We start from the raw sequence: 23,540 nt of genomic DNA on the forward strand, positions 1-23,540 counted from the left end.
GCTATTTTTGCTTGGCTGTTCTTATTACTTGATGCAGGACAGCTTTTTCACATCCTCTTGTTAGTTATCGTTTGATAAGGAAAAAGGCAAATCTTTTGATCGATACTTCTTAGGATGAGGGACGATACCTAATTGGTAAGAGATCTTGCCGCCTTTCAGCAAATCTTGATGGGTAAAATATAATTTCGTATATTCTTTGTCCATCCGATTGATTTTATGGATAAATTGCTGTTGTGGCCGATTAGGAGTGGCTTCAATCGTCAATTCCTTTCCATTTGACAAAAGCACAACAGCCTTGTCCATTAAAGGCATACCGATAACATATTCACCGGTTCCTGGTGTGACAGGATAGAATCCCAGACTATTGAAGATATACCAAGCAGCCATACTTCCGTTGTCCTCATCTCCAGGGTAACCCGTTGAAGAATCGTCGAAAGTTTGAGTCATCAATTGTTTAAGCAATGGCTGCGCCATTTCGGGTTGTCCAATATAGCTGAACAAGTATGGGTAATGAAAACTTGGTTGATTGGAGATAGCTAACTGCCCAAATTCTATCGCAGCCATCTCGCTCATTTCATGAATCTCAAAACCATATCCTCCTGTTTCAAATGTCGGAGATTGATTGCACAAAGCAATGAGTTTTTCTTTGAATCTCTCACTGCCGCCATATTTTTCGATCAACCCTGCAAAATCATGATAAACAGCAAAGCTGCTTTGCCAAGCACTGCCTTCTGCATAATCTTGTCCCCAACGATGAGCAGAAAATGGTTCTCTGAATTTGCCATTTTTATCTTTGGAACGCATCCATCCTGTCTCATAGTCAAAAATATTTTGATAGTTCAATGATCGTTGCTGATATTTTTTCGCCGTTTCGTCCTCTGCTAGTACTTTGGCAACTTGACTAATACAAAAGTCGCTATAAGCATAATCTAGCGTATGATTGACCGATTCATGGTAGCAATTAGGAACATAGCCGTATGTCAAGTAATCATCTGTCCCTTGTCGTCCATAATTTGGATGATTACTTTGAACTGTAGCGCCTTTCTTCATTGCTATTAGAAATTCCTGCATCAAGTCTGGCCGAATATCTTTCACAGCAGCATCTGCAACAACCGCATCGATCAATGTCCCAGGCATTAGTCCACGTTCGTCAGGAGACAGCCATTTTGGCAAATAACCAGTTTCTCGATAGCTATTCAAAAAACCTTCCAGCATTTCTTCGTACTTTTCTACAGCAATCAAAGAATAAAGAGGATAAACCGTTTTATACGTATCCCAAAACCCATTATTTGTATAGAGAACACCAGGTTTCACAGATCGGCTAGTCGTATCATAGTGGATTTTTTGCCCACTAGGATCCATTTCATAAAATGTTTGCGGAAATAAAAACACCCGATATAAATTATGATAAAACGTCCGCAATTGTTGTTGATCATGGTGTGTGAGCTGTATACGATCAAAATAGGATTGCCATTGTTTCTGGCTGTTAGTAAGGTAAGTCTCTTTGCTTTGATTTTGTTCTAGTTCCAGGTTATAAGCTGCTTGTTCCGGGCTGATAAAAGATGTCCCAAATCGGATGGTTTGTTTTTTTGTCTGTTCAAAATACAACGGGATCGAATCGCTATTTTTGTTGGAAACAGCTAGCTCATCAATTGTTAAAGGATATTCAAATCTCAATATAAAATAAAAAGAAAAATCAGGATCTTCTGAACCAGCAAAATGTGTGATTTTTCCTTCCACTGTGTAAGGATCTATAACAAAGAGCTGATGACGTCCCGGAAAGGATAAAAGTAAACCGCTATCATTTCTGCTGTAATCAATAGATAAGATTCCGCCATACATACTGGGGATCAATGTAGAACGGATGCCATAACGCAATTGACGGATCGACAGATGAGTCGGACAAAATATACTTTCTTCTGGGCGGTAAGAACTTTGAGCATGAAAAAGAGTATTTTCCTGTAATTTACCATTGATTGGCGTGAGCAACATATGACTGAAATCGCCCATCCAAGGACTTGGCTGGTGGGTAAGTCGATAACCTTGAAAAACACGGTCCTCAGGATGAAACCACCAACTGCCGTTTTGATCGGTCGTTTGCGGTGCAAAATAATTCATCCCAAAAGGAACGCCAGTGTAAGGCTGGCAGTTCCCGTTAGAAAAATTTGGCTGATTAACTGTGCCATGTCTAGTATCTATTTGACCGATATTCATTTTATTTCTCCTTTGTTGATTGTCTTTTGATAAATGAAACTGGAAATTTGCTGTCGGAAGGACGTTCGTTTGTCTCTAACCAAGTAATCAAAGACTCTCCAGCAAGCTTGCCTAACTGTTCAAAATCTTGTGCAATGGTTGTTAACGGTGGATCAACAAGAGCGGCTGCTTGGATATCATCAAATCCGATGATTGAAAAATCTTCAGGAACATGATAATCATGCTGTCTCAAGAAATTCATCGTCTGGATAGCGACAACATCGTTTTCGCAAACAAAAGCGGTCACTTCATACTTAGTGATATAAGAAAGCAATTCATCGAATGTCGCGCTTTTGTCATCCAGCGAAGTGTGAAAAGCCAAACCAGCTTTGTCCAATGCTTCAAGGTAACCAAGGTAACGCTGACGTACGGATTGTGGATGAGTCTGTGCACCAAATAAATAAGCGATTTTTGAATGTCCCTGTTCGATCAAATGAGAAGTAGCGAGCACACCACCTTGGAAGTTGTCGGAAAGCACGGTAGGAAAAGGCAATTCATAGATTTTTTTATCCAATATGATAACAGGGAATTCCTTTAATGAAAGCTCAAAAAGCAAGTCAAGATGCTGTTCTGTATCAAAGGCATAATAAATCAATCCATCAAATTCATGGATGAGTTCTTTTGCCGTTTTATTTTGTAAAAAATCATGTGTCGTCATCATGACATCCATCTGTTTATCCTGCATCACAGGATTCAATCCCTTGGTAAAATCACCAACAGATAAATCAGCGACATATGGAAGAAGAAACAGAATCCGCCGTGTTTTTGTAGGAGAAGGAAGCATCTGATCCGGAGAAGCTGATTTAACAAAACTGCCTTTTCCACGAACGCGATAAATCAGCCCTAATTGCTCTAATTCAGTCAATGCGCGTTTGGAAGTGATTCTGCTTACTTTATAAGTATGGGAAAGTTCCTTTTCCGTTGGTAGTTGGCTATCCACAGGTAATTCACCAGTTAAAATAGCCGTTTGCAAATCATTAAATATTGTCTGGTACAATGGTTGATTCATATAACACCTCTTAATGATATATCATATTTAAATAATACCATAATAGATGAAAAAGTAAATAAAAAGTTATTTTTTTGAAAGCGTAGACATAAAACGCCACAAGAGGTATAATCTTTAAAGATATATCAAATGAAAAGAGGAGATTTTTATGGTTTATAAAGATATACCAAAGTCGGTGCAAAAATTTATGGATGATATCACACAAAAATGCGGGAAAACCCATGCGGACTGGGCAACGAATTTTACAGCAGCATTTGCCAATACACTATTGACAACAGTCAAAAAGCAAAATGACGGTACTACTTTTTTATTGACAGGAGACATTCCTGCAATGTGGTTGCGAGATTCTACTGCACAAGTTCGTCCTTATTTAGTGATTGCAAAAGAAGATGAGGAACTAGCTGACATGATTAGTGGGTTGGTCAAAAAGCAATTTTTTTATATCAATATCGATCCATATGCGAATGCCTTCAATGAAGAAGCGAACGGTGCGGGACACCAAACAGATCACACAAAAATGAACGATTGGATCTGGGAAAGAAAATATGAAATTGATTCTTTATGCTACCCGATACAGTTGGCCTATCTTCTTTACAAAAATACAGGAAAAACGGACCAATTCAACCCAACTTTTATTGAAGGGATCAAAAAAATCTTAGGCGTGTTCGAAACAGAGCAGAATCATGAACACTCTCCTTATACATTTGTACGAGATGCGACAAGAAAAGAAGATACGCTGATCAATGCCGGACGAGGAGCCAAAACAATTTTTACAGGTATGACATGGTCTGGGTTCCGTCCTAGCGATGATGCTTGCCGTTACGGATATCTGGTACCATCCAATATGTTTGCGGTGGTCGTGTTAGGTTATGTGGAAGAAATTTTCCAAACGATACTCGATGATAAAGAAATTGTACAGAAAGCACAAATATTGAAGAAAGAGATCCAAGAAGGCATCCAAAATCACGGACGGACGGTTAATCAAAAAGGGCAAACGATTTATGCATACGAAGTAGATGGAATGGGTAATGCGACGGTCATGGATGACAGTAATGTGCCCAATTTGATCGCGGCACCTTATTTGGGTTACTGTTCGGAACAAGAGGAAGATTATCTTCAAACAAGAAGAACATTGTTGAGTAAAGAGAATCCATATTTTTATGAAGGAAAATACGCAAAAGGAATTGGTTCTTCCCATACGCCAAAAGAGTATGTTTGGCCGATTGCATTAGCTATGGAAGGAATGACAACACCAGATAAATCTGAAAAAGAACGGCTATTGAATTTGCTTGTGGCAACTGATGCAGGAACACATCTTATGCACGAAGGATTTGATGTGAACAATCCTGAAAATTATACGAGAGAATGGTTTTCTTGGGCAAATATGATGTTTTGCGAATTAGTCATGGATTACTTTGATATTCGAGTAGAAAAATAGGAGGTACTGTAAATGAAAAAGAAAGTATATATCATTTCTCATAGCCATTGGGATCGTGAATGGTACATGGCTTACGAACAGCATCACATGCGGTTGATTGAATTGATAGACGATCTACTAGAGCTATTTGAAGTTGATCCGTCTTTCAACAGTTTTCATTTGGATGGGCAAACGATTATTTTAGATGACTATCTTCAAGTAAGACCAGAAAAAAGACAGGCACTCCAACAAGCGATCAATGAAGGAAAATTAAGAATCGGACCATTTTATATCTTGCAAGATGATTTTCTGATCAGTTCGGAATCAAACGTGAGAAATATGCTGATTGGTATGGAAGAAAGCCGTAAATGGGGAAACCCCGTCATGTTAGGTTATTTTCCTGATACATTTGGAAATATGGGACAGACGCCTCAATTAATGAAACAAGCTGGTATTTCAGCAGCGGCATTTGGCCGTGGGGTAAAACCAATTGGCTTTGACAATCAAGTTCTGGAAGCAGAAAACTATTCTTCTCAATACTCAGAGATGTGGTGGAAAGGACCTGATCAAACAGCAATCTTTGGTCTGTTATTTGCCAATTGGTATAGCAATGGGAATGAGATTCCCGTAGAAAAAGAAGCTGCTCGTGTCTTTTGGAAGCAGAAATTAGCAGATGCAGAACAATATGCATCTACTGATCATCTATTAATGATGAATGGTGTTGATCATCAACCAGTACAAAAAGATATATCAAAAGCAATTCATCTCGCAAATGAGCTGTTTCCAGATTACGAGTTCATCCATTCTAATTTTACTGACTATGTGGAAGCAGTTCGACAAGAGTTGCCAGAAGACTTAGGTTCAGTAGAAGGAGAATTGACAAGTCAAGAAACGGATGGCTGGTATACTTTAGCCAATACAGCATCTGCTCGCGTTTACTTGAAGCAACGGAATACCAAGGTCCAACGGCAGCTAGAAAACATCACAGAACCACTTGCGACGATGGCTTACGAAGTTACAGGGATTTACCCCCACGATCAATTAGATTATGCTTGGAAGACATTAATGCAAAATCATCCTCACGACAGCATTTGCGGTTGTTCAGTTGATTCTGTCCATCGGGAAATGATTCCTCGTTTTGAAAAAGCAGATGAAGTCGGAAAGTATCTTGCACAAGATTCTTTAGAACAACTGGCCACAGCGATCGATACAACTGGATTCCAAAAAGACAGCTTTCCATTTGTCGTTGTAAATACTGCGGGAATGGATAAAAGCGGTGAAGCAGAAATAACCATCGAATTAGCAAGAAAAAGATTCGCTGAAGGAATACCTGAACAACTGTATCAAGAGTTAGAACAGTTGCCTAGACGGAAGTATCACGTAGAAACAAAAAGCGGGGCCACTATACCAGCTATTTTATCTGAAGAAACTGTCCAGTTTGGTTATGATTTGCCGAAAGATCGTTTCCGTGTGCCGTATATGGCAAGAACGATCAAGGTAACTTTCCCAATAAAAAACATGCCAGCATTTTCTTGGGAAACATTCGCGCTTGTAGAAGGGGAAGCGAAAGCAGAAGAAAAGGAAACAATGATCCGTCAGAGTGGACGAATCGTCGAAAACGCCCACCTGCGTTTGACGATTGAAAAAAACGGTACCATTACAATGGAAGATCGCAAAAACAAACGAAAATGGAATAACCTGCATATTTTTGAAGATATCGGTGATATAGGAAACGAGTATATCTTTAAGCAACCTGTCTATGATCAACCAATCCTATCCAGTAATCAAGAGGGCTCTGAAGTAAAAGTATTAGTAGATACACCAGAAATAGCCAAAATAAGTATTCTACAGGAAATGGAGATTCCAGTTTCTGCAGACGAGCGTTTAGAGAAAGAACAACGGATGGTTGTAGAATTTCGTTATCGAAAAGCAGAACGATCTAAAGAAAAACGGATCCTTCAACTAGAAACGATCATGACTGTCAGAAAAGATAGTAAAAAAATTGACTTTGAAACGACTCTTGATAATCAAATGAAAGATCATCGATTGCGTGTCTTGTTTCCTACAAAGTTACATGTGGAACATCACGAAGCAGATAGTATTTTTGAAGTAGTAAAGCGCCCAAACCATGTACCTAGGAGCTGGGAAAATCCCACGAATCCGCAACATCAACAAGCATTTGTCAATATTCATGATGAACAGTACGGTGTAACAGTTGGTAACTTTGGTTTGAATGAATATGAAGTAACAGCAGATGGACAAATCGCGGTGACGCTACTTCGCTGTGTGGGAGAACTAGGAGATTGGGGGTATTTTCCAACACCAGAAGCACAGTGTTTAGGTAAGCATCGGTTCAATTACAGCGTTGAACTACATGGACCAGAAGAAACATTCTCTACTTATTTGCATGCATACGCGGCACAGATTCCTTTTTCCACTCAACAAATCAAACATCATGAAGGAACATTGGCATCGAAACAACAATATTTAACGATAGAAAGTGAAACGTTTGCAATTACAGCTTTGAAACGGAGTAAGTTTAGTGATAAAGTAGTAGTGAGAGGTTTCAATATGTCTAGTCATTTAGGAAAGTTAGAAATAACTAAAGACAATCGAAAAACGGTCATATTGAATCTGCTTGAAGAACCAACGCAGCAATCGGTTGTCCCGATAATCCAACCTTATGAAATTCGGACAATCGGATTCGAGGAGGAAAACTAAATGTATGGCGGAATAGAAGCAGGCGGAACAAAATTTGTGTGTGCGGTTTCAGAAGGTGGAGAGATTTTGGAAAAAACAAGTATCCCTACCACAACACCAGAAGAAACATTGGATCAGGTATTTGAATTTTTTGATCGTTATGAACTGAAGGGAATCGGGATTGGCTCATTCGGCCCGATTGGTATCGACCAAACAAAAGATAATTACGGATACGTTTTGGCAACTCCCAAAAAAGGATGGGCACAATTTGATTTTCTCGGCACAATCAGGAAACGCTACAATGTTCCTGTTGCTTGGACGACGGATGTCAATGCGGCTGCATACGGGGAGCTGAAGCAAGGGGCAGCACAAGGAAAAAATAGTTGTATTTACCTTACCGTGGGAACAGGAATCGGTGCAGGTGTCGTGATTAATGAGGAAATTTTTTCAGGGATCGCACATCCTGAAATGGGACATATTTGGGTAAAACGCCATCCAGATGATCAATATGAAGGCACTTGTCCTTATCATAAAGACTGTTTAGAAGGATTAGCGGCAGGTCCGTCTATTGAGGCACGTATAGGGATCAAAGGGCAAGATCTGCCGCAAGATCATCCGATTTGGGATATTCAAGCTTTTTATATTGCTCAAGCACTGATCAACTATACGTTGACGTTAGCACCTGAAAAGATTATTTTAGGCGGCGGGGTAATGAATCAGGACCATCTCCTTCAAAAAATCCGTCAGCAATTTGTTGAATTGATGGGTGGCTACATGGAAACACCTCAAGTAAGTGAATATATCGTTCGTTGGGGACTGCCGAATGAAAGTGGGATTATCGGTAGTTTGCTGTTAGCAGAACACGAACATCAAAAGTAAGCAGACAAGTTACACAAAAAGAACGTAGTCTTATCAGCAGATAATGATAAGACTACGTTCTTTCTTCTTTCTATTTCCACAATCCGGGTAAAGCTTTACCAACTATTTTTTCTTGAGTAAATGGATGGATCATGTGCAGTTCTAATGCATGGAGCATCAGTCGTTCAGCTGGTCTATTTTGGTAGAGAGGGTCTCCAACGATTGGATGCCCTATATGAGCTAAGTGAACTCTGATCTGGTGCGTACGACCGGTTTCCAAAACACAATACACTTGTGTTTTTCCAGAAAGTATTTTGTCGACAGTGACATGTGTCAAGGCATTCTGACCATTTTTATCATCTACGACCCGTTTTCTCCGATCATGGCGATCGCGTCCGATTTTATTGGTAATAGTCCTATCTTTGGCGATTTTCCCCCATACGATGGCTTGATATCTCCGATAGATCATTTTTTGTTCCAACATTCTTCCAAGGATCGGCAAGACAAATGGGTTTTTTGCAAATAAAACAGCGCCGCTTGTTTCTTTGTCCAAACGGTGGACAACGTAAGGTCGTTGTTTTTTCGTATCGAGATAAGCAGCTAAGTGATTGAGCAAGGTACTGTTTTCTGTTGGTTCGTTTGGATGAGTTTTCATTCCTGCAGGCTTATCCACTATAATCAAATGTTCATCTTCATATAAAACACGGATGTGCTTCGCGTCTCCTAATTGGACTTCTTGATAATTATAATCTGTTTCTTCGAATAACAATGTGATCTGGTCATTGCCTTTTACTTCATGATGGAACAAAGCAGGTTGTTGATTGATCCAAACGTTTTTACGTATACGCAAAAAGTGCCGAACCTTTCTAGGAACTAACCATTCCTTTTCAAGCAAGTCGCGAATCGTTGTTTCAGGATGGTTCATAGGTAAAGTGATCGTGATTTTCACAAGTGTACTCCTTTCGGTAAAATTGCAGACTAATTGTACCATTTTTAAAACATATTTAAGAAAAAACTTACATTTTTCTGTTTATTCTTATGTTACTCTACTTGCACTAACGAAAAAAAACAAATCGAACTACAACTTAAGCAGGAAGAAAACACTCTTTCATTATGGTAAAATAAGACGATTGAATTGAATAGACAGGAGAAGAAGCGAATGGATTTTCAAAGCATTTTAGGAAAGATAAAAGCTGCTTTGATCAGTTTTTGGCGATGGATCAGACCATATCTCGGACAATTCCATCGATGGCGAAAGCGCATTTGGAAAAAATATCATGTGAACAAATTGATTTTGCTGATTGGTTTGATCTGTGTCTTAGTGACAAGTATCTACCTTTTTATTTTAGCCAAACAAGCAAATGTCGAAACGTTAAAATCTGGATTAAGCCAATCGACAGTCATTTATGATAAGAAAAATGAAGAAGCTGGCACACTGTACGCCCAAAAAGGGACATACGTAGAATTAAACGCGATTTCTCCCTATATCCAAGATGCGGTGATCTCGACAGAAGATAGGAATTTTTACGAACATCACGGATTTGATATCAAAGGAATCGCCCGTGCGGCTGTTCGGATGGTTTTGTCTGGCGGAACATCAGGGGGCGGAGGAAGTACGATCACTCAGCAGCTTGCCAAAAATGCTTATCTGACATTAGATCAAACATTTGATCGAAAAGCGAAGGAATTATTTTTGGCAATCGAGATCGAAAAGAAGTACAGCAAAGAAGAAATCTTGACCATGTATCTTAACAATGCCTATTTTGGCAACGGGGTATGGGGTGTCCAAGACGCTTCCAGAAAGTATTTTGGAGTAGATGCAACGAATGTTACGCTGTCTGAGGCTGCTACTTTGGCAGGAATGCTGAAAGGTCCTGGTATTTATAATCCGATTGATCACCCAGAAAATGCGAATGATCGGAAAAACACAGTACTAAGCGTAATGGAAGAAAACGGAAAAATCACAAAAGAACAAGAACAAGCAGAAAGCCAGACAGACATCAGTGCTTATCTTCATGACACATACGACAATTCAGATTCTGGTTATCGTTATCCTTATTATTTTGATGCAGTGATCGATGAAGCAGTTAACGAGTATGGTCTTGATGAAGAAGATGTCATGAATAAAGGCTATAAAATCTATACAGCTTTAGATCAGGATTACCAAAAGCAATTAGAAGCTACTTATCAAAATAATGCATTATTCCCAGCAAATGCTTCAGATGGTGCCATGGTCCAATCTGCTTCAGTAGCTTTAGATCCGAATACAGGCGGTGTACAAGCATTAGTAGGACGAAGAGGAGATCATGTCTTTAGAGGATTCAGCTTTGCTACACAGATGCGTCGTTCTCCAGGATCAACGATCAAACCATTAAGCGTATATACACCAGCGTTGGAAGCTGGTTACAAGCCTTCTAGTGTCTTGAAAGATGAACCGCAAAGTTATTACGATGCGCATAATTTTGACGGGACATATCAAGGAGAAGTACCAATGTATCAGGCTGTTGCACAAAGTTTGAACTTGCCTGCTGTATGGCTTTTGCATGAGATCGGTTTACAAAAAGGATATGATAAAGCAGAAGAATTCGGCCTGCCTTTAGCAAAATCTGATAAGTATTATGGCTTAGCTCTTGGCGGATTAGAAAAAGGAGTATCTCCATTGATCATGGCGGGTGCTTACAGTGCATTTGCCAATGAAGGTCAGATGTATACGCCGCATCTCATCACGAAAATCGTTGATTCAACTGGAGCGGTGATCATCGATAATACAAACAAAAAGCCAAAACAGGTCATATCAAAGGAAACAGCCGATGAAATGACCAGCATGCTTCTTGGTACATTCTCAAATGGGACAGCAGCTGCTGCGAATCCTGCAGGTTATACGATAGCAGGGAAAACAGGAACCACAGAAACTAATTTCGATGCTACGAAAGCAAATGACCAATGGATGATCGGGTATACGCCAGATGTAGTGATTTCGACATGGATGGGGTATGAAGAATCTAGCAAGCTGCATTATTTGGAAGGGACAAGTGGAAATGTTGTCGGGAAAGTCTTCAAATCAGCGGCAGAAGGTATCCTTCCTTATACTTCCAAAACAGGATTTAGTGTAGCTGATGCCTATGCCACAGGAGGGCAAGTGGTAGCAGCAGATCAAGTTGGAAACACAGGTAATTCTAATGGAGAGTCTGGAAATTGGCAAGATAACTTGAATCAATACGGTGAACAAGCAAAAGAAGGATTGAAGAATTTCGGCGATATGGTGAAAGAAGGCGTTCAGGGAATTGGTGAAGCGGCTAAAGACCTCTGGAGAAAATATCAAGGAGAGTAGACCCTTTGAAAACGAATAACCCCATGTTACAATAGAGAGTAACTACTAAAAGAAAAGAGGGCATAACATGTCAAACATCTACGATAGCGCGAATCAGATCGAACGTGAGATCCGTGAATTACCAGAATTCAAAGCGTTGAAAGAAGCGTACGAGAAAGTACAAGCAAACGAAGAAGCACACAAGCTGTTCAAAGACTTCCAAGCGATGCAAATCGAATTACAAGAAAAACAAATGAGTGGACAAGAATTCAGCGACGAAGATGCAATGAAAGCACAAGAAATGGCTGTGAAAATTCAATCAGAAGAAGTAATCAATGATTTAATGCAAAAAGAACAAGGCTTCAGTACGATCATCAATGACTTGAACCGGATTATCATGACGCCAGTTCGCGACCTTTACAGCGAGTAGAACTATTTTATGAAACAACAGAGGTTGTGAAAGAGACGTTCAGCCTTGAGCGATGACAAAATTGCTTCTTATTGCCGATAGACTGTCTCTTGAACACCATTTACCAAGAGGTCGTGAGCCTACCGTTTAACTCTGAGTGACAAGGAACAATTTCAAAAAACAGCTTCTCATGTTTGATGACTATTGTGATTTGTGACCGAGGAGTTAGCAGGAGAACACCGTTTATTCAGAAATAGGAGAGACGACAAAAGTCTTGTCGTCTCTCCTTTTTTTGTCATTCATTTTTCAAACGGTAAAAATAGCCCTCTTGAGCTAACAGCTCTTCGTAAGTCCCCATCTCAACGATTTTTCCTTCATCGATTACAACGATTTTATCTGCCTCTTTGATCGTTGAAAGCCGATGAGCCACAATAAAAGTAGTGGGTGTTTCTGTCAGGTAATTCAGGGCCTGCTGGATTTTTTTCTCTGACTGGTTATCTAAAGCTGAAGTTGCTTCATCTAGCAAAATGATTTTCGGCTGACGTATCAATGCTCGTGCAATGGAGATACGTTGTTTTTGACCACCAGACAGCTTGTTGCCATGTTCGCCTACTAAGGTATCCAGACCATCAGGAAGCTGGTCAATCAGTGAAGAAAGTTGCGCAGCTTCGATGACTTCATCTAAACGTTCTTTTGATACGTTTTTCAAGCCATAAGTAATGTTCTCTTTGATCGAAGCGGAGAACAACAAAGTGGTTTGAGGAACAACGGCTAAATAATTACGCACACTTCGCATATCCAATTCATCCAAAGGCTGATTATCTAGGAAAATCCTCCCTGAAGACGGCTGGATAAATCCAATCAATAAGTTAAGGAGTGTAGATTTTCCAGAACCAGATGGCCCAACAAAAGCAATTGTTTCTCCAGCTTTCACCTCTAGAGAAAAATGATCGATAATCGGCTTGAGTGAGTCCGGGTAATGAAAAGAAACATCCTCAAAACGAAAATTTCCATCCAAATGTTGGATTTTTTTCTTACCGTGATAAGTTTCTACATCGCCAGCAATCAACAGTTCACCAATAGAAGTAATAGATTCCATGCCTTTTGAAATCGTAGGAATCAGTGTGATCATTCCAGAAACGGAATTGACGATCGTTGTGAAATATGTCTGATACATCACGACATCACCTGGTTGAATACGTCCTTGTAAAGCTAATATCCCAGTGAAAATCAAACAAATCAGTTGAAATATCTGAAAACTAGCCCAGCTGACTGACCCGAAAACAGATTGCAGGATATCTAAGTGGAATCCTTTTTCATAGATTTGGGTAAAATGCTTATTTAAGCGAGTTGTTTCGTGTTTTTCTAACCCATGAGCTCGAGCAATCGGTGCTAATTCGATCACTTCGATCACTTTTGCAGAAGTCTCTTCCATTTCTTGCCGGAAATCTGAATTGGACTGTCTGATCCTTTTCCGGAAAAAAAGAGTAACTAACGCGGCGAGAGGGACAGTCAATAAGAAAAACAAGAAAACAACAGGACTTCTATAAAGCGTGATACCTAAAGCCACGAATAAATTGACAGCAATGTTCAATCCGCTGACAAATACTTGAGAGGACAACGTTTGGATGGCTTCTACATCACGGATGATTTTTGATTGGATCCGGCCAGATTGTAATTCTTTTTGATAGGGAATAGAAAGTTCTTGGATTTTCTTGATAAGAGTCGCTCTTAGTCCAGCTTCTACTTGCCGGATCGAAGTGCTATGGTATTTTACATGAAAATAATTCGTCAATATATTTTGACCGATCAGACAAGCCATCAAAAAAGCGTTGAAATAAATCGCCTGCAATTGAGAGGAATCTTTTGATGAAGCTGCATTGATTACATTGGCAATAGCGATCGGCATTAACCAAGATGGAAGATGTTTGATAATAAAAAAGAGTCCTGACATGGCAAAGCGCCAATAATTCCCCTGATAAAGATGCAGCAATGTCTGAAAAGCATTTGCATGATATTTTTGATAACTTTTCTGTATTCGTTCCTCCATAATCTTCTCCTTAACAATCTTGGTAAATAAACTGCAAGTGTTCTATTGCTTCAGGAACATAAATCTCAGGAGTAGCTTCAAGCGTGGCGTACATTAGAGGATGCTCATATTTGATATAATGCAGTACCGGGCGGAAATCTAAACAGCCTTTGCCAACAGGAACCATGCGGATCTTTCCATTTTCCATGATGTAGTCTTTGAGATGAAGTGCTGTAATACAACCCTGTAAATTGTCCAAGGCACCTCGGATCACTTTCTCCTGATCAGCATGATTTTCTTTATGCATCAAATTCGCACAATCTAAAATAATTTTTAAATTTGGTGAAGCTACTTCATCGACTAAACGTTTGGCTAACTGATAGTTATAGATTGGATGATTGATCCCTGCTTCAACAGCAACAGTTACACCAAAATTTTCTGCATGAGCGACTAATTCAATGACAGAATTTCTAGCGATCTGATAAGCTTCTTCAGTAAAATTTTCTTTTGTGAAACCGACAGAGATACTACCGGTTTCCGTAGCAATCATCTTGGCTTGATAGGCAGAGCACAGAGCAATTTGCTGTTTGAAAGTTGCCAATGCTTGTGCACGAACTTCTTGATTTTTGCTGGATAGGTTGATATAGCATCCTAAAATGGAAAGTTCGATATTGTTTTTTTGGAAGTATTCACCAAAATAGGCAGCACTCCCAAGTGTCATGTCAGTTAATTTAAGTTGTTCAGGAAATGCTTTTTGCGGTGCAAATTGGATATGTGACAAGTGAAGCTGTGATACTTTTTGAACGATTTCTTCACGATTTCGAACATCTAAATCATGGGCACGGATGCCTAAATTTAATGGAAACATCTCAAACTCCTTTTTGTAAATAATCAGCAAGAGGCAGACGGGATTCTTTTATCAATTCAGCAATTATTCGGGCAACTTTATCAGCGCCTTCTGGACTAAAGTGGGTATTATCCTTTAGTCCCTCTGGGTAATTTTCACAACTATTAGGCATAAGATGCAGATAGAATTTTTTTGTCTCTTCTTTTGAAAAGGTCTGGAAACTTTCTTGTGATCTTGAGAAAACATCTAAAAGCGGAATATGGTGTTTCTCAGCAAATGCACGCATCGCTTTTGGATAGTCTCCAAGTATATCTGGATTCAATGTTCCATTTTCTAAGTAATCTCGTCGCGTCACAGATGTCAGCAAGACCATGTGGACGTTCGCTTTTTTTGCGCATTCAAAAAATATCTGCAGATTTTTTAAATAGCTACCGAAGGGAAGCGTACCTCTTTCTTCTTGGATTTTCTGGTCGTTATGTCCAAATTGTACAAATAAGAAATCATTTGGCTGAAATTGTGAAGCTAAACGGGCTAACCTTCCTTCCTGGATAAATGATTTGGTGCTGCGTCCATTCTTTGCTTGGTTATTGATCTGGATCTCGGGTGAAAAATAAGCAGAGATTTTTTCTCCCCAACCTGTCTCGGGACGCTTGTTTTCATCTTTTTCTGCCGCAGTAGAATCACCGGCAATATGGATAGTAGGCATGTTATCTCTTCTTTCATAAAGGTTTATAGGCAATGAAGCAGAACAGCAAGAGAAGAAGACGGAGCAAATTTGTTCCGTCTTCTTCTCTAAAACGTGGATAAACGGATTCCGTTATTTCGCTATCCTGTTTCTGATTCGTTACTGTTACTATTAATCAATTAGGCAAAAAAGCCAAAGTAATTTTTAGCATTTGTATAACTAATCGCTTGAACTAGACTTCCTAAAAGTTGTTCATCCTCAGGTGCTTCTCCTCGCATAACCATTTCGCCTAAAAATTCACAAAGAACACGACGGAAATATTCATGTCTAGTGTAAGAAAGGAAACTTCTTGAATCCGTCAGCATGCCGACAAAATTCCCCAAAGCACTACCATCAGCAAACTGTGTCAATTGATCGCGCATACCAGCTCGAGTATCGTTGTACCACCATCCAGAACCTAACTGCAGTTTTCCATTCTGTTCTTTTTGGAAACAGCCCATCAAAGCTAAAATCGCAGGGTAGTCATTTGGATTCAGTGAATAGAGGATCGTCTTTGGCAACTGATCCGTTTCTTCTGCACGATTCAATAATTTTTGCAGAGGAATAGTCAAAGAAAGATCATTCATTCCATCATAGCCGGTATCGGGTCCTAATTTTTCCAACATTTGTGTATTACAATTACGATAAGCATGAATGTGCAGCTGCATCGTCCAATTATAAGAATGATAGAAGTGGGTCAAACGTATCAGTGTTTCTGTACGATAAGCATCGATTTCATCTGAAGATAATAGTTTGTTAGCTCGTGCTTTTTGAAAAATCTCTTCTAATACTGTTTCATCCGCTTCTTTATAGCGTAAGGTATCTAAAGCGTGGTCGGAAACACGACATCCATGTTGATGGAAGTATTCTATCCGCTGTCCTAAGACTTCGATCAGTTCTTGATAGGTGGTGATCGTTTGGTCAGCTGCTTCTTCCAGTAGTGTGATCCATGCATTAAATCCTTCTTTTTCAATATTGAGTGCTTTATCTGGACGGAATGAAGGGAGAACTTTCAAATCTGGTTCTTCATGAGCAAGCAATTGATGATAGTGTAAGTCATCTGCTGGATCATCTGTCGTACAAATCACTTCTACATTTGATTTTTTCGCGATTTCCCGCCGACGGAAATCAGGAGTTGCCAAAATTTCATTTGCTTGTGTCCAAATTTTCTCTGCGTTTTCTTCATTTATCAACAAGTCAATATCGAAGAAACGCTTCAATTCAAGATGTGACCAACTGTAAAGCGGATTTCCGATAATTTTTGGTACGGTTTGACACCAAGCTAAAAATTTTTCAAAATCAGAAGCATTTCCTGTGATTTTTTCTTCAGGCACGCCGCAAGCTCGCATCAAACGCCATTTGTAATGATCGCCTCCTAACCAAGCTTCTGTCAGATTGCTGAAATTGTTGTTTTCGTAAATTTCTTTTGGATCTAAGTGACAGTGATAATCAATAATGGGCATATTTTTTGCGTAGGAATGATAAAGCTTTTTCGCCCAATCGTCTTTTAATAAAAAATCATCAGATAAAAACATAAATCTTCCTTCTTTCTTTTTATACTGTTTTATGAAAATCAAAGTGTTACTCCGTTTTTAAAAATGGCAATTTCTCGAACGTCATTTTGTTCATTTTTCGTTTCTTCTCCACTAGCTACAGCGATGATTTTTTGAACAAATGATTCTAAGATCACTTCCATTGGCTGGTCTAATAAGACGCCTGCATTAAAGTCCATCCAATGACCTTTGCGTTCAAAAAGAGTCGTATTCGTAGATACCTTGACCGTTGGGACATATGAGCCAAACGGAGTCCCTCTTCCTGTGGTAAACAAGACCAACTGGCAATCGGATGAAGCAAGAGCAGAGGCAGCTACAAGATCATTCCCGGGAGCTTGCAATAAACTAAGCCCTGGTTTTCTGATTTTTTCGCCATATTGCAGCACATCAACGACAGGAGAGCTTCCTGATTTTTGCGTGCAGCCTAAAGACTTATCTTCTAATGTAGTGATCCCACCTGCTTTATTACCAGGAGATGGGTTTTCGTAAACTGGTTCCCCGTAAGACAAGAAATACTGTTTGAAGTCATTGATCAAGTCAACGATTGAACCAAAAACTTTTTCATTTTCCGCTCGTGCCATCAATACTTGTTCTGCGCCAAACATTTCTGGCACTTCTGTTAAGATCGTGCTACCTCCTTGAGCAATCAAGTAATCAGAAAATGCACCAAGCAAAGGATTGGCAGTTATTCCCGATAGACCATCAGAACCGCCGCATTTCAAACCGACATTCAACTTAGAGAGCGGGACTGATATGCGCTGGTCGTTTTCGGCCGCAGTTAAAAGTTCTTCTAGTAGAGCTACGCCTTGTTCGATCTCATCATAGACATCTTGAGCCACTAGAAATTTCACTCGTTCTTCATCATATTCACCTAAAATTTTTTTGAATTCAGGAACGGTATTGTTCTCGCAACCTAATCCAAACACTAAAACTCCGCCAGCATTTGGATGGTTTACCGCATCTGCTAAGATTTCTCGAGTATTTTGATGATCTTTTCCAAGCTGTGAACAGCCGTAGGGATGCTTTAAAATCGTAATATGGTCAAACTGTCCCAGATCCGGATGTTTTTCTTTGAACTGTTTGACGATCAGTTCAGCAATACCATTCACACACCCAACGGTAGGTACTAAGAACAAGTCATTACGAATCCCTACTTTTCCATTTTTTCGTAAGTAGCCTTGAAATGTTTGGTTCTCAAAAGGATAATGACTTGGATGGACATCTTTTTCATATCGATAATCCAATTCACCAGAAAGGTTGGTTTTTACATTATGAGTGTGCAGCCATTGACCGGCAGTTACGTCTGTCGTCACATGCCCGATTGGATAGCCATATTTGATCACGTTGTCTCCAGCTTTCAAATCACTCAATGCAATCTTGTGACCTTGCGGGATATCTTCAAGAGTGGTGATCGTTTGCTGATCAATCGTCAGTTGTGTTTGCTTTGGGATAGGTGTTAATGCGACAACAACACTGTCTCGTTGGTTTAGTTTCATTGTTGGTTGCAGGGTTTCAAGCATGGACCATCGTTCCTTTCATTTCTTGTAATACTGCTCGGACACCTTTTTGATCGATTTTTGTAGCCATTTCTTGAACAGTATCTGCCACATTCGGTAATTGAGACAAATCTTCTCCCCAAAGCGCAGCGTTTTGCAATAATCGAAGAATAGCTGTTTCATTATCAGACCAAGCATCAGCAAATTCGTTTATCGTCTTTTCATCATCATGGGGCTTCACTTGATCGCCTCGATACATAAGAAGTAACGCAGCTAGTGAAACAGAGATTAGCGGTGGTACCTGATTTTTTTCTTCGATATACTTCTTGAAGACCGGAAGCAGACGGGTGCTGAATTTTGAAACACTATTTAATGAAATCGCTTCTAATTTGTGATGGGCAAAAGGATTCAAGAAACGTTCTTTGATTTGATCAGCATAAACGGCTAATTCATCTTTAGGTAAAGAAAGCATAGGAATCAATTCTAGATCGAATAGCTGATCAACATAAGCGGAGAATAAAGGATCTTTCATTACTTCTTCTACAGTTTCCAATTCCGCCAACAAAGCAAGAGGGACCATCGCTGTGTGCGGTCCATTAAGCAAATGCACCTTACGTTCACGATAAGGAGTCATATCATCTGTGATGATGACATTCAAGCCAGCCTGTTTGAATGGTAGTTGATTCTCCAACTCTTTAGGCCCTTCGATCACCCAAAGCATGAATGGTTCCGCTTTGACCATCAATTGATCTTCATAATTATGTCGTTGATTGAAAACAGCTGCATCCTCACGAGGATAACCTGGGACGATGCGGTCAACTAAACTACAACAGAAGACATTTTCTTTTTCTAACCATTCAATAAAAGCAGGTTCTAAATCCCATTTTTCTGCGTAGCGTAAAATGATTTCTTTTAGACGTTCACCGTTTCTGTCAATCAATTCACAAGGAATAATTGTAAAACCAGCTTTGTTTAATTCGAAACGTCGGTATAAAAAGGCTGTCAGTTTGCCCGGAAAGCTCTGTGGTGGCGTATCTGTTCGTTCATCAGTCTCCACAAATTGGATTCCTGCCTCTGTTGTATTGGAAACAATATAGGCCAAGTCGTCATTTTCTGCTAGAGAAAGATAAGCATCCCATTCATGATAAGGATTGATCATTTGTTCTACTATGGTGATAATCTCGGAAGTATCAACGATTTCGCCATTGCTGAGTCCTTGTAAAATGACCGTATATAAATTGTCTTGCTGGTTCAGCATATTCCCAAGACCTTGTTCTAAAGGCTGAATGATGGCGACATTTCCTTTAAACAATTGTTGGTTATTCAGTTGCTGAATCTGCCAATCAACAAATCCGCGCATAAAATTGCCTTCGCCGAATTGAAGAACTTTTACGGGAGCCTCGTTTTTTTTCACTAATTCTTTTGTCAGTTTATTCATAGATTACTTCCTTTCTGTGTTATGCACACGTTAACATTTTTATATAAAATTACTTGCAGTTTACAAGTAATTGATCGACTCACGAAGCATCAGTGAGGTGGAGAGCTCAATTTTAGATTGTTCGATCGGCCTGTCTTCAATCAAATCCAGTAAAAGCTTTGTTCCTACTTGACACATTTCTTTCAACGGTTTGTGTACTGTAGTAAGCGGTGGATTAAGATAGGAGACGACTGGAGAATCATCGAACCCAATCAGAGAAATGTTCTGGGGAACACGAAGACCAGCTGAATGTACAGCTCTCAATGCACCAATCGCTATGTCGTCATTGCCACAAAAAACCAGAGTAGGCAGGTCAGAAAGCGATAATAGGTACTCCATGTTTTGGAGGCCGCTTTCTAAGCTGTAGTCTCCTGTTAAAAAATAGGCTGGATTGGCAGGGATGCTTGCTTTTTTTAGACTGTCCAATACACCTTTTTCCCGTTCTTTTGTCGAACGAAAGTTTTTCTTCCCACCAATATAAGCGATCTTCGTATGTCCGCACCCAATACTGTAATCTACTGCCTGCATAACACCGGCCGCATCATTGGCAGTAACATTGATAACCGCTGGATCATTGATGTGACGATTGACAACGACGAAGGGAAACTCTTTTTCTTTTAGATAATCGATAAAAGGCTGATCTTCATCACTTTGACTCATAACGATTAGACCATCATAACGTTGCAAATTGATTTCTGTTAAATCAACAGCATCGATACTTTCGACAGATAAGCTGTAGTTTGTGTCCAACACTGAATGGATACCTGCAATGGAATCTGCTAGAAAATTTGATGAAGTTCCTTTATGCAAACTTGAGAAAAACAGCCCGATCAGATATTTTTTTTGATTTACTAAACCTTTTGCACTATAGTTCGGCGAATAATTCATTTCCTTAGCTAGTTTCCGTATTTTTTGTTTTGTTTCATTTTTGATTAAACTGCTGTTATTCAAAGCACGAGAAACTGTCGTATGAGAAACACCAGCTGCTTTAGCGATATCTTTGATCGTTACCATTCCATCATTTTCCTTACTTTTTCACTTTTTGTTAACGCATTCATCATATTACGATAACTACGATAAGTCAATAGAACTTTGGTATGAAAAGATTGCACACGTTAAAAATTACTTGGATTTTTATTTTTAATTATGCTATTCTTAAAAGCGGGGAATGCTCATTTAATTAGATGAGTATCAATTTTACAGAAAAATGAAAGCCTTTTATTTAAAGGGAAGAGAGGAAGAAAATGAAGAAAAGTACAGTATTTTATAAAATATTTTTACCGATGTTTTTATTAGGATCCGTACTTGTCATAGGATTTAGTTTATTCATTTATCAGAATACCTATGAGTCGATCGAATCGAGTTATTTAACAGATAAAAAGAATCTGCTCAGGCAAGTCAAAACGAACGTTGAATGGAAAATCAGAACGATCGAATATTCGTTTTCTACGTATGGTTCGACCAAAAATTTCTCGGATATATTCAAGCATCCGCTGACATATACAAATTACTCCACTTATTCTGAAATCAGGAAAGAACTAAACTTTATAGAAACAATTGTTATGGATGATAATAATTATGATTTAGTCAGTTTAGCTGGTAAATGGGGAGTAATCAATGGATCGTTGAATCAACTGACCGAAGAGGAAGTTGAAAGGTATCAACAGAAGTACATAAATAACAAAGATAATTTATTTTGGCAAAAGAAAAACAAAGGAATCGAAATGGTAATTCCTTTGCCAATGTTTGAAAAAGAAAAATATGCATTGGGAATTGCTACGATAGAGAAACATACAATAGAACAAGTTGTTGGTGAAAGTGGAGAAGATATACTTTCTATTGAAAACGAAGATGGGAAGCTTTTTTCTACACAGAAAGTAAAAGAAGAAGGGCAGCCAGATGCATTAGCGGATGTGGATCTAGATTACAACCAGTTGAAAGTGATAAGAGAAAATGGGACATCCTATATCGTACTGAAATCAGATTATAATAATTGGATTTACAGATTAGAAGTTGATTCTAGTGCAATTGGAGCAACGATTCGCAATCTGAGAATCGGGTTAGTTGCAGTGTCTTTGACGCTGGTAGGGCTGATTGGTCTCCTTTCCTATTTATTTTCGGACAGATTTGCCCGTCCAATTTCTCAAATTCAGGAACGTTTGAATCTTAAATCAAAAGGATTCAGCGGGAAAGAACTAGATTTGGTCGCTCAATCAGTCAGTCGGATCATAGGAGAAAAAGAAGCGTTAAGTGCACACTTAGTTACCCAAAAGCCGCAACTGGAAACGCTATTTGTACTTAGTTTATTTAGAAATCGAGTAGAAAGGCGAGAACTAGATCAGCGATTGCAGCAATTTGGTTATAGTTCTCAAAATGACTGCTATTATACAGCTTTGGTTCAAATCGATCTGTTAGAAGATAGTCACGGTGGGGAGCGTGATTTGCTACTTTTAGCGATCAACAACATGATCACGGAAATTGTGCCAAAGGAAAATCGAATGCTGCCGATCGTTTTGAATGAAGAAATGCAAGCCACTATTTATCGAATGGATAAAGACGATGCAGAAGCAAGCAAAAAAGTCATGGAGTATTGCCGACTCATTCAAAAACGTGTAAAAGAATACTTGAAATTAACTGTGAGTATAGGTATCAGTAATCGGTTCGAAACGCTGAATGAAAGCAAGCAATCGGTTGACCGAGCAAAAGAAGCCCTGTATTATCGTGTAAATACTGGTCCGAGTTCGATCATATTTTATCAGGAAATTGTTCCTGCTGCGCATGAAAAAACGCTTATTAGATACCCAGTAGAAGAACAGAATCGATTGTTTGAAGCTATTCGTTCCGGAAATCAGGAAGTAAGGAAGTTGGTACATGAATTAATTAATGCATTGTTCGCACAAAATAAAAATCCTCTGAGCCGAGAAGTAGTTTCGGTCCGTTTGATCAATGAACTTGTTCAATTAGGTCAGTTATTGGGAGTAGATTCAAAAAATTTTGATAACATGAAACAAATCTATGTAAAAGCATTGAACAATTATCATCCTAAAGAGCTAGAAAAACTTGTTTTAGAACAATTAGTCTTGCCAATCACAGAATGTTCTCAAGCAATCACTGATCATGAATTTAAAAATCTTTCGGAGAATATCATGCACATCGTCTATACAGAATATGACCGTGATCTATCTCTAGATGTGATTGCTGATAGGTTGCACTATAACCCTAATTATTTAAGCAATGTATTTAAAAAGGAAACAGGAGAAAAATTTGGTGATTTTGTTCAAAATCATCGTCTAGAGGTAGCGAAAAAGTGGTTGAAAGAGACCAACCTCTCTGTGAAAGATATTGCAGAAAAACTGCAATATCGAAATCCGCAAAATTTTATTCGTTTCTTCAAAAAGAAGGAATCGATCACTCCGGGAGAATATCGAAAAAAATATTTGTGAAACAAGAGGCTGTTT

At 39.1% G+C, this 23,540-nt stretch carries 16 protein-coding genes; 6 read left to right on the forward strand and 10 right to left on the reverse strand.

The window, feature by feature from the left end; all coding sequences use genetic code 11:
* Positions 1-60: 60 nt before the first annotated feature.
* Both ESP02_RS06490 and ESP02_RS06495 read right to left on the reverse strand, forming a co-directional pair.
* A complete protein-coding gene (locus tag ESP02_RS06490) occupies positions 61-2,214 on the reverse strand; it encodes a GH92 family glycosyl hydrolase (protein ID WP_002373204.1) in 2,154 nt (717 codons plus the stop codon).
* Between the two features lies 1 nt (position 2,215).
* Complete coding sequence (locus ESP02_RS06495; RefSeq protein ID WP_002373206.1) at positions 2,216-3,262, reverse strand: substrate-binding domain-containing protein; 1,047 nt, start codon at positions 3,260-3,262, stop codon at positions 2,216-2,218.
* A gap of 148 nt (positions 3,263-3,410) precedes the next feature.
* Between ESP02_RS06495 and ESP02_RS06500 the strand changes: the two genes are divergently transcribed.
* The 3 genes from ESP02_RS06500 to ESP02_RS06510 are packed head-to-tail and all read left to right on the forward strand — an operon-like array spanning position 3,411 to position 8,258.
* Positions 3,411-4,700, forward strand: a complete 1,290-nt coding sequence (locus ESP02_RS06500; RefSeq protein WP_002373207.1) for a glycoside hydrolase family 125 protein — start codon at positions 3,411-3,413, stop codon at positions 4,698-4,700.
* Between the two features lie 12 nt (positions 4,701-4,712).
* Positions 4,713-7,400, forward strand: coding sequence for an alpha-mannosidase (locus tag ESP02_RS06505; protein ID WP_002373208.1), 2,688 nt, complete (start codon positions 4,713-4,715; stop codon positions 7,398-7,400).
* Complete coding sequence (locus ESP02_RS06510; protein ID WP_002373210.1) at positions 7,401-8,258, forward strand: ROK family protein; 858 nt, start codon at positions 7,401-7,403, stop codon at positions 8,256-8,258.
* A 70-nt stretch (positions 8,259-8,328) separates the two neighbouring features.
* Here the strand turns inward: ESP02_RS06510 and ESP02_RS06515 are convergent, their stop codons facing one another.
* Positions 8,329-9,186: an RluA family pseudouridine synthase gene (locus tag ESP02_RS06515; RefSeq protein ID WP_025478393.1), complete on the reverse strand. Its 858-nt coding sequence runs from the start codon at positions 9,184-9,186 to the stop codon at positions 8,329-8,331.
* 210 nt (positions 9,187-9,396) lie between these two features.
* On the opposite strand from ESP02_RS06515, the gene ESP02_RS06520 reads away from it, so the two are divergent.
* Together ESP02_RS06520 and ESP02_RS06525 are read left to right on the forward strand one after the other, a co-directional pair.
* Positions 9,397-11,568: a PBP1A family penicillin-binding protein gene (locus tag ESP02_RS06520; RefSeq protein WP_002373214.1), complete on the forward strand. Its 2,172-nt coding sequence runs from the start codon at positions 9,397-9,399 to the stop codon at positions 11,566-11,568.
* 67 nt (positions 11,569-11,635) lie between these two features.
* A complete protein-coding gene (locus ESP02_RS06525; RefSeq protein WP_002285994.1) occupies positions 11,636-11,977 on the forward strand; it encodes a YlbF family regulator in 342 nt (113 codons plus the stop codon).
* Between the two features lie 274 nt (positions 11,978-12,251).
* Here the strand turns inward: ESP02_RS06525 and ESP02_RS06530 are convergent, their stop codons facing one another.
* The 7 genes from ESP02_RS06530 to ESP02_RS06560 form a co-directional block, all read right to left on the reverse strand.
* Entirely contained in the window at positions 12,252-14,006 is a 1,755-nt protein-coding gene (locus ESP02_RS06530) for an ABC transporter ATP-binding protein (RefSeq protein WP_002373217.1), read from the reverse strand.
* Between the two features lie 10 nt (positions 14,007-14,016).
* A complete protein-coding gene (locus ESP02_RS06535) occupies positions 14,017-14,853 on the reverse strand; it encodes a sugar phosphate isomerase/epimerase (RefSeq protein ID WP_025478395.1) in 837 nt (278 codons plus the stop codon).
* Position 14,854: 1 nt separating this feature from the next.
* Positions 14,855-15,538: a rhamnogalacturonan acetylesterase gene (locus ESP02_RS06540; RefSeq protein WP_002373221.1), complete on the reverse strand. Its 684-nt coding sequence runs from the start codon at positions 15,536-15,538 to the stop codon at positions 14,855-14,857.
* A gap of 158 nt (positions 15,539-15,696) precedes the next feature.
* Positions 15,697-17,091 carry a glucuronate isomerase gene (uxaC, locus tag ESP02_RS06545; protein WP_025478396.1) on the reverse strand — a complete coding sequence of 465 codons (1,395 nt, stop codon included), beginning with the start codon at positions 17,089-17,091 and terminating at the stop codon, positions 15,697-15,699.
* A gap of 38 nt (positions 17,092-17,129) precedes the next feature.
* On the reverse strand, positions 17,130-18,629 hold the full coding sequence (locus ESP02_RS06550; RefSeq protein ID WP_002373225.1) for a UxaA family hydrolase: 1,500 nt from the start codon (positions 18,627-18,629) through the stop codon (positions 17,130-17,132).
* On the reverse strand, positions 18,622-20,043 hold the full coding sequence (locus ESP02_RS06555) for a tagaturonate reductase (RefSeq protein ID WP_002373227.1): 1,422 nt from the start codon (positions 20,041-20,043) through the stop codon (positions 18,622-18,624). The genes ESP02_RS06550 and ESP02_RS06555 overlap by 8 nt, the downstream gene beginning before the upstream one ends.
* Positions 20,044-20,103: 60 nt before the next feature.
* On the reverse strand, positions 20,104-21,096 hold the full coding sequence (locus ESP02_RS06560) for a LacI family DNA-binding transcriptional regulator (protein WP_002373229.1): 993 nt from the start codon (positions 21,094-21,096) through the stop codon (positions 20,104-20,106).
* Between the two features lie 230 nt (positions 21,097-21,326).
* Here ESP02_RS06560 and ESP02_RS06565 point away from each other — a divergent pair, with 230 nt between their 5' ends.
* Entirely contained in the window at positions 21,327-23,525 is a 2,199-nt protein-coding gene (locus ESP02_RS06565; RefSeq protein ID WP_002373231.1) for a helix-turn-helix domain-containing protein, read from the forward strand.
* Positions 23,526-23,540: the final 15 nt, after the last annotated feature.

Source organism: Enterococcus sp. NBRC 3427 (assembly GCF_007996925.1).
Lineage (GTDB): Bacteria > Bacillota > Bacilli > Lactobacillales > Enterococcaceae > Enterococcus_B > Enterococcus_B lactis.

What these genes read in the sequence shown, in the direction of transcription:
- ESP02_RS06490 (WP_002373204.1), bottom strand. Translation starts at nt 2,214, where the DNA reads ATGAATATCGGTCAAATAGATACTAGACATGGCACAGTTAATCAGCCA.
- ESP02_RS06495 (WP_002373206.1), bottom strand. Translation starts at nt 3,262, where the DNA reads ATGAATCAACCATTGTACCAGACAATATTTAATGATTTGCAAACGGCT.
- ESP02_RS06500 (WP_002373207.1), top strand. Translation starts at nt 3,411, where the DNA reads ATGGTTTATAAAGATATACCAAAGTCGGTGCAAAAATTTATGGATGAT.
- ESP02_RS06505 (WP_002373208.1), top strand. Translation starts at nt 4,713, where the DNA reads ATGAAAAAGAAAGTATATATCATTTCTCATAGCCATTGGGATCGTGAA.
- ESP02_RS06510 (WP_002373210.1), top strand. Translation starts at nt 7,401, where the DNA reads ATGTATGGCGGAATAGAAGCAGGCGGAACAAAATTTGTGTGTGCGGTT.
- ESP02_RS06520 (WP_002373214.1), top strand. Translation starts at nt 9,397, where the DNA reads ATGGATTTTCAAAGCATTTTAGGAAAGATAAAAGCTGCTTTGATCAGT.
- ESP02_RS06525 (WP_002285994.1), top strand. Translation starts at nt 11,636, where the DNA reads ATGTCAAACATCTACGATAGCGCGAATCAGATCGAACGTGAGATCCGT.
- ESP02_RS06530 (WP_002373217.1), bottom strand. Translation starts at nt 14,006, where the DNA reads ATGGAGGAACGAATACAGAAAAGTTATCAAAAATATCATGCAAATGCT.
- ESP02_RS06535 (WP_025478395.1), bottom strand. Translation starts at nt 14,853, where the DNA reads ATGTTTCCATTAAATTTAGGCATCCGTGCCCATGATTTAGATGTTCGA.
- ESP02_RS06540 (WP_002373221.1), bottom strand. Translation starts at nt 15,538, where the DNA reads ATGCCTACTATCCATATTGCCGGTGATTCTACTGCGGCAGAAAAAGAT.
- uxaC (WP_025478396.1), bottom strand. Translation starts at nt 17,091, where the DNA reads ATGTTTTTATCTGATGATTTTTTATTAAAAGACGATTGGGCGAAAAAG.
- ESP02_RS06550 (WP_002373225.1), bottom strand. Translation starts at nt 18,629, where the DNA reads ATGCTTGAAACCCTGCAACCAACAATGAAACTAAACCAACGAGACAGT.
- ESP02_RS06555 (WP_002373227.1), bottom strand. Translation starts at nt 20,043, where the DNA reads ATGAATAAACTGACAAAAGAATTAGTGAAAAAAAACGAGGCTCCCGTA.
- ESP02_RS06560 (WP_002373229.1), bottom strand. Translation starts at nt 21,096, where the DNA reads ATGGTAACGATCAAAGATATCGCTAAAGCAGCTGGTGTTTCTCATACG.
- ESP02_RS06565 (WP_002373231.1), top strand. Translation starts at nt 21,327, where the DNA reads ATGAAGAAAAGTACAGTATTTTATAAAATATTTTTACCGATGTTTTTA.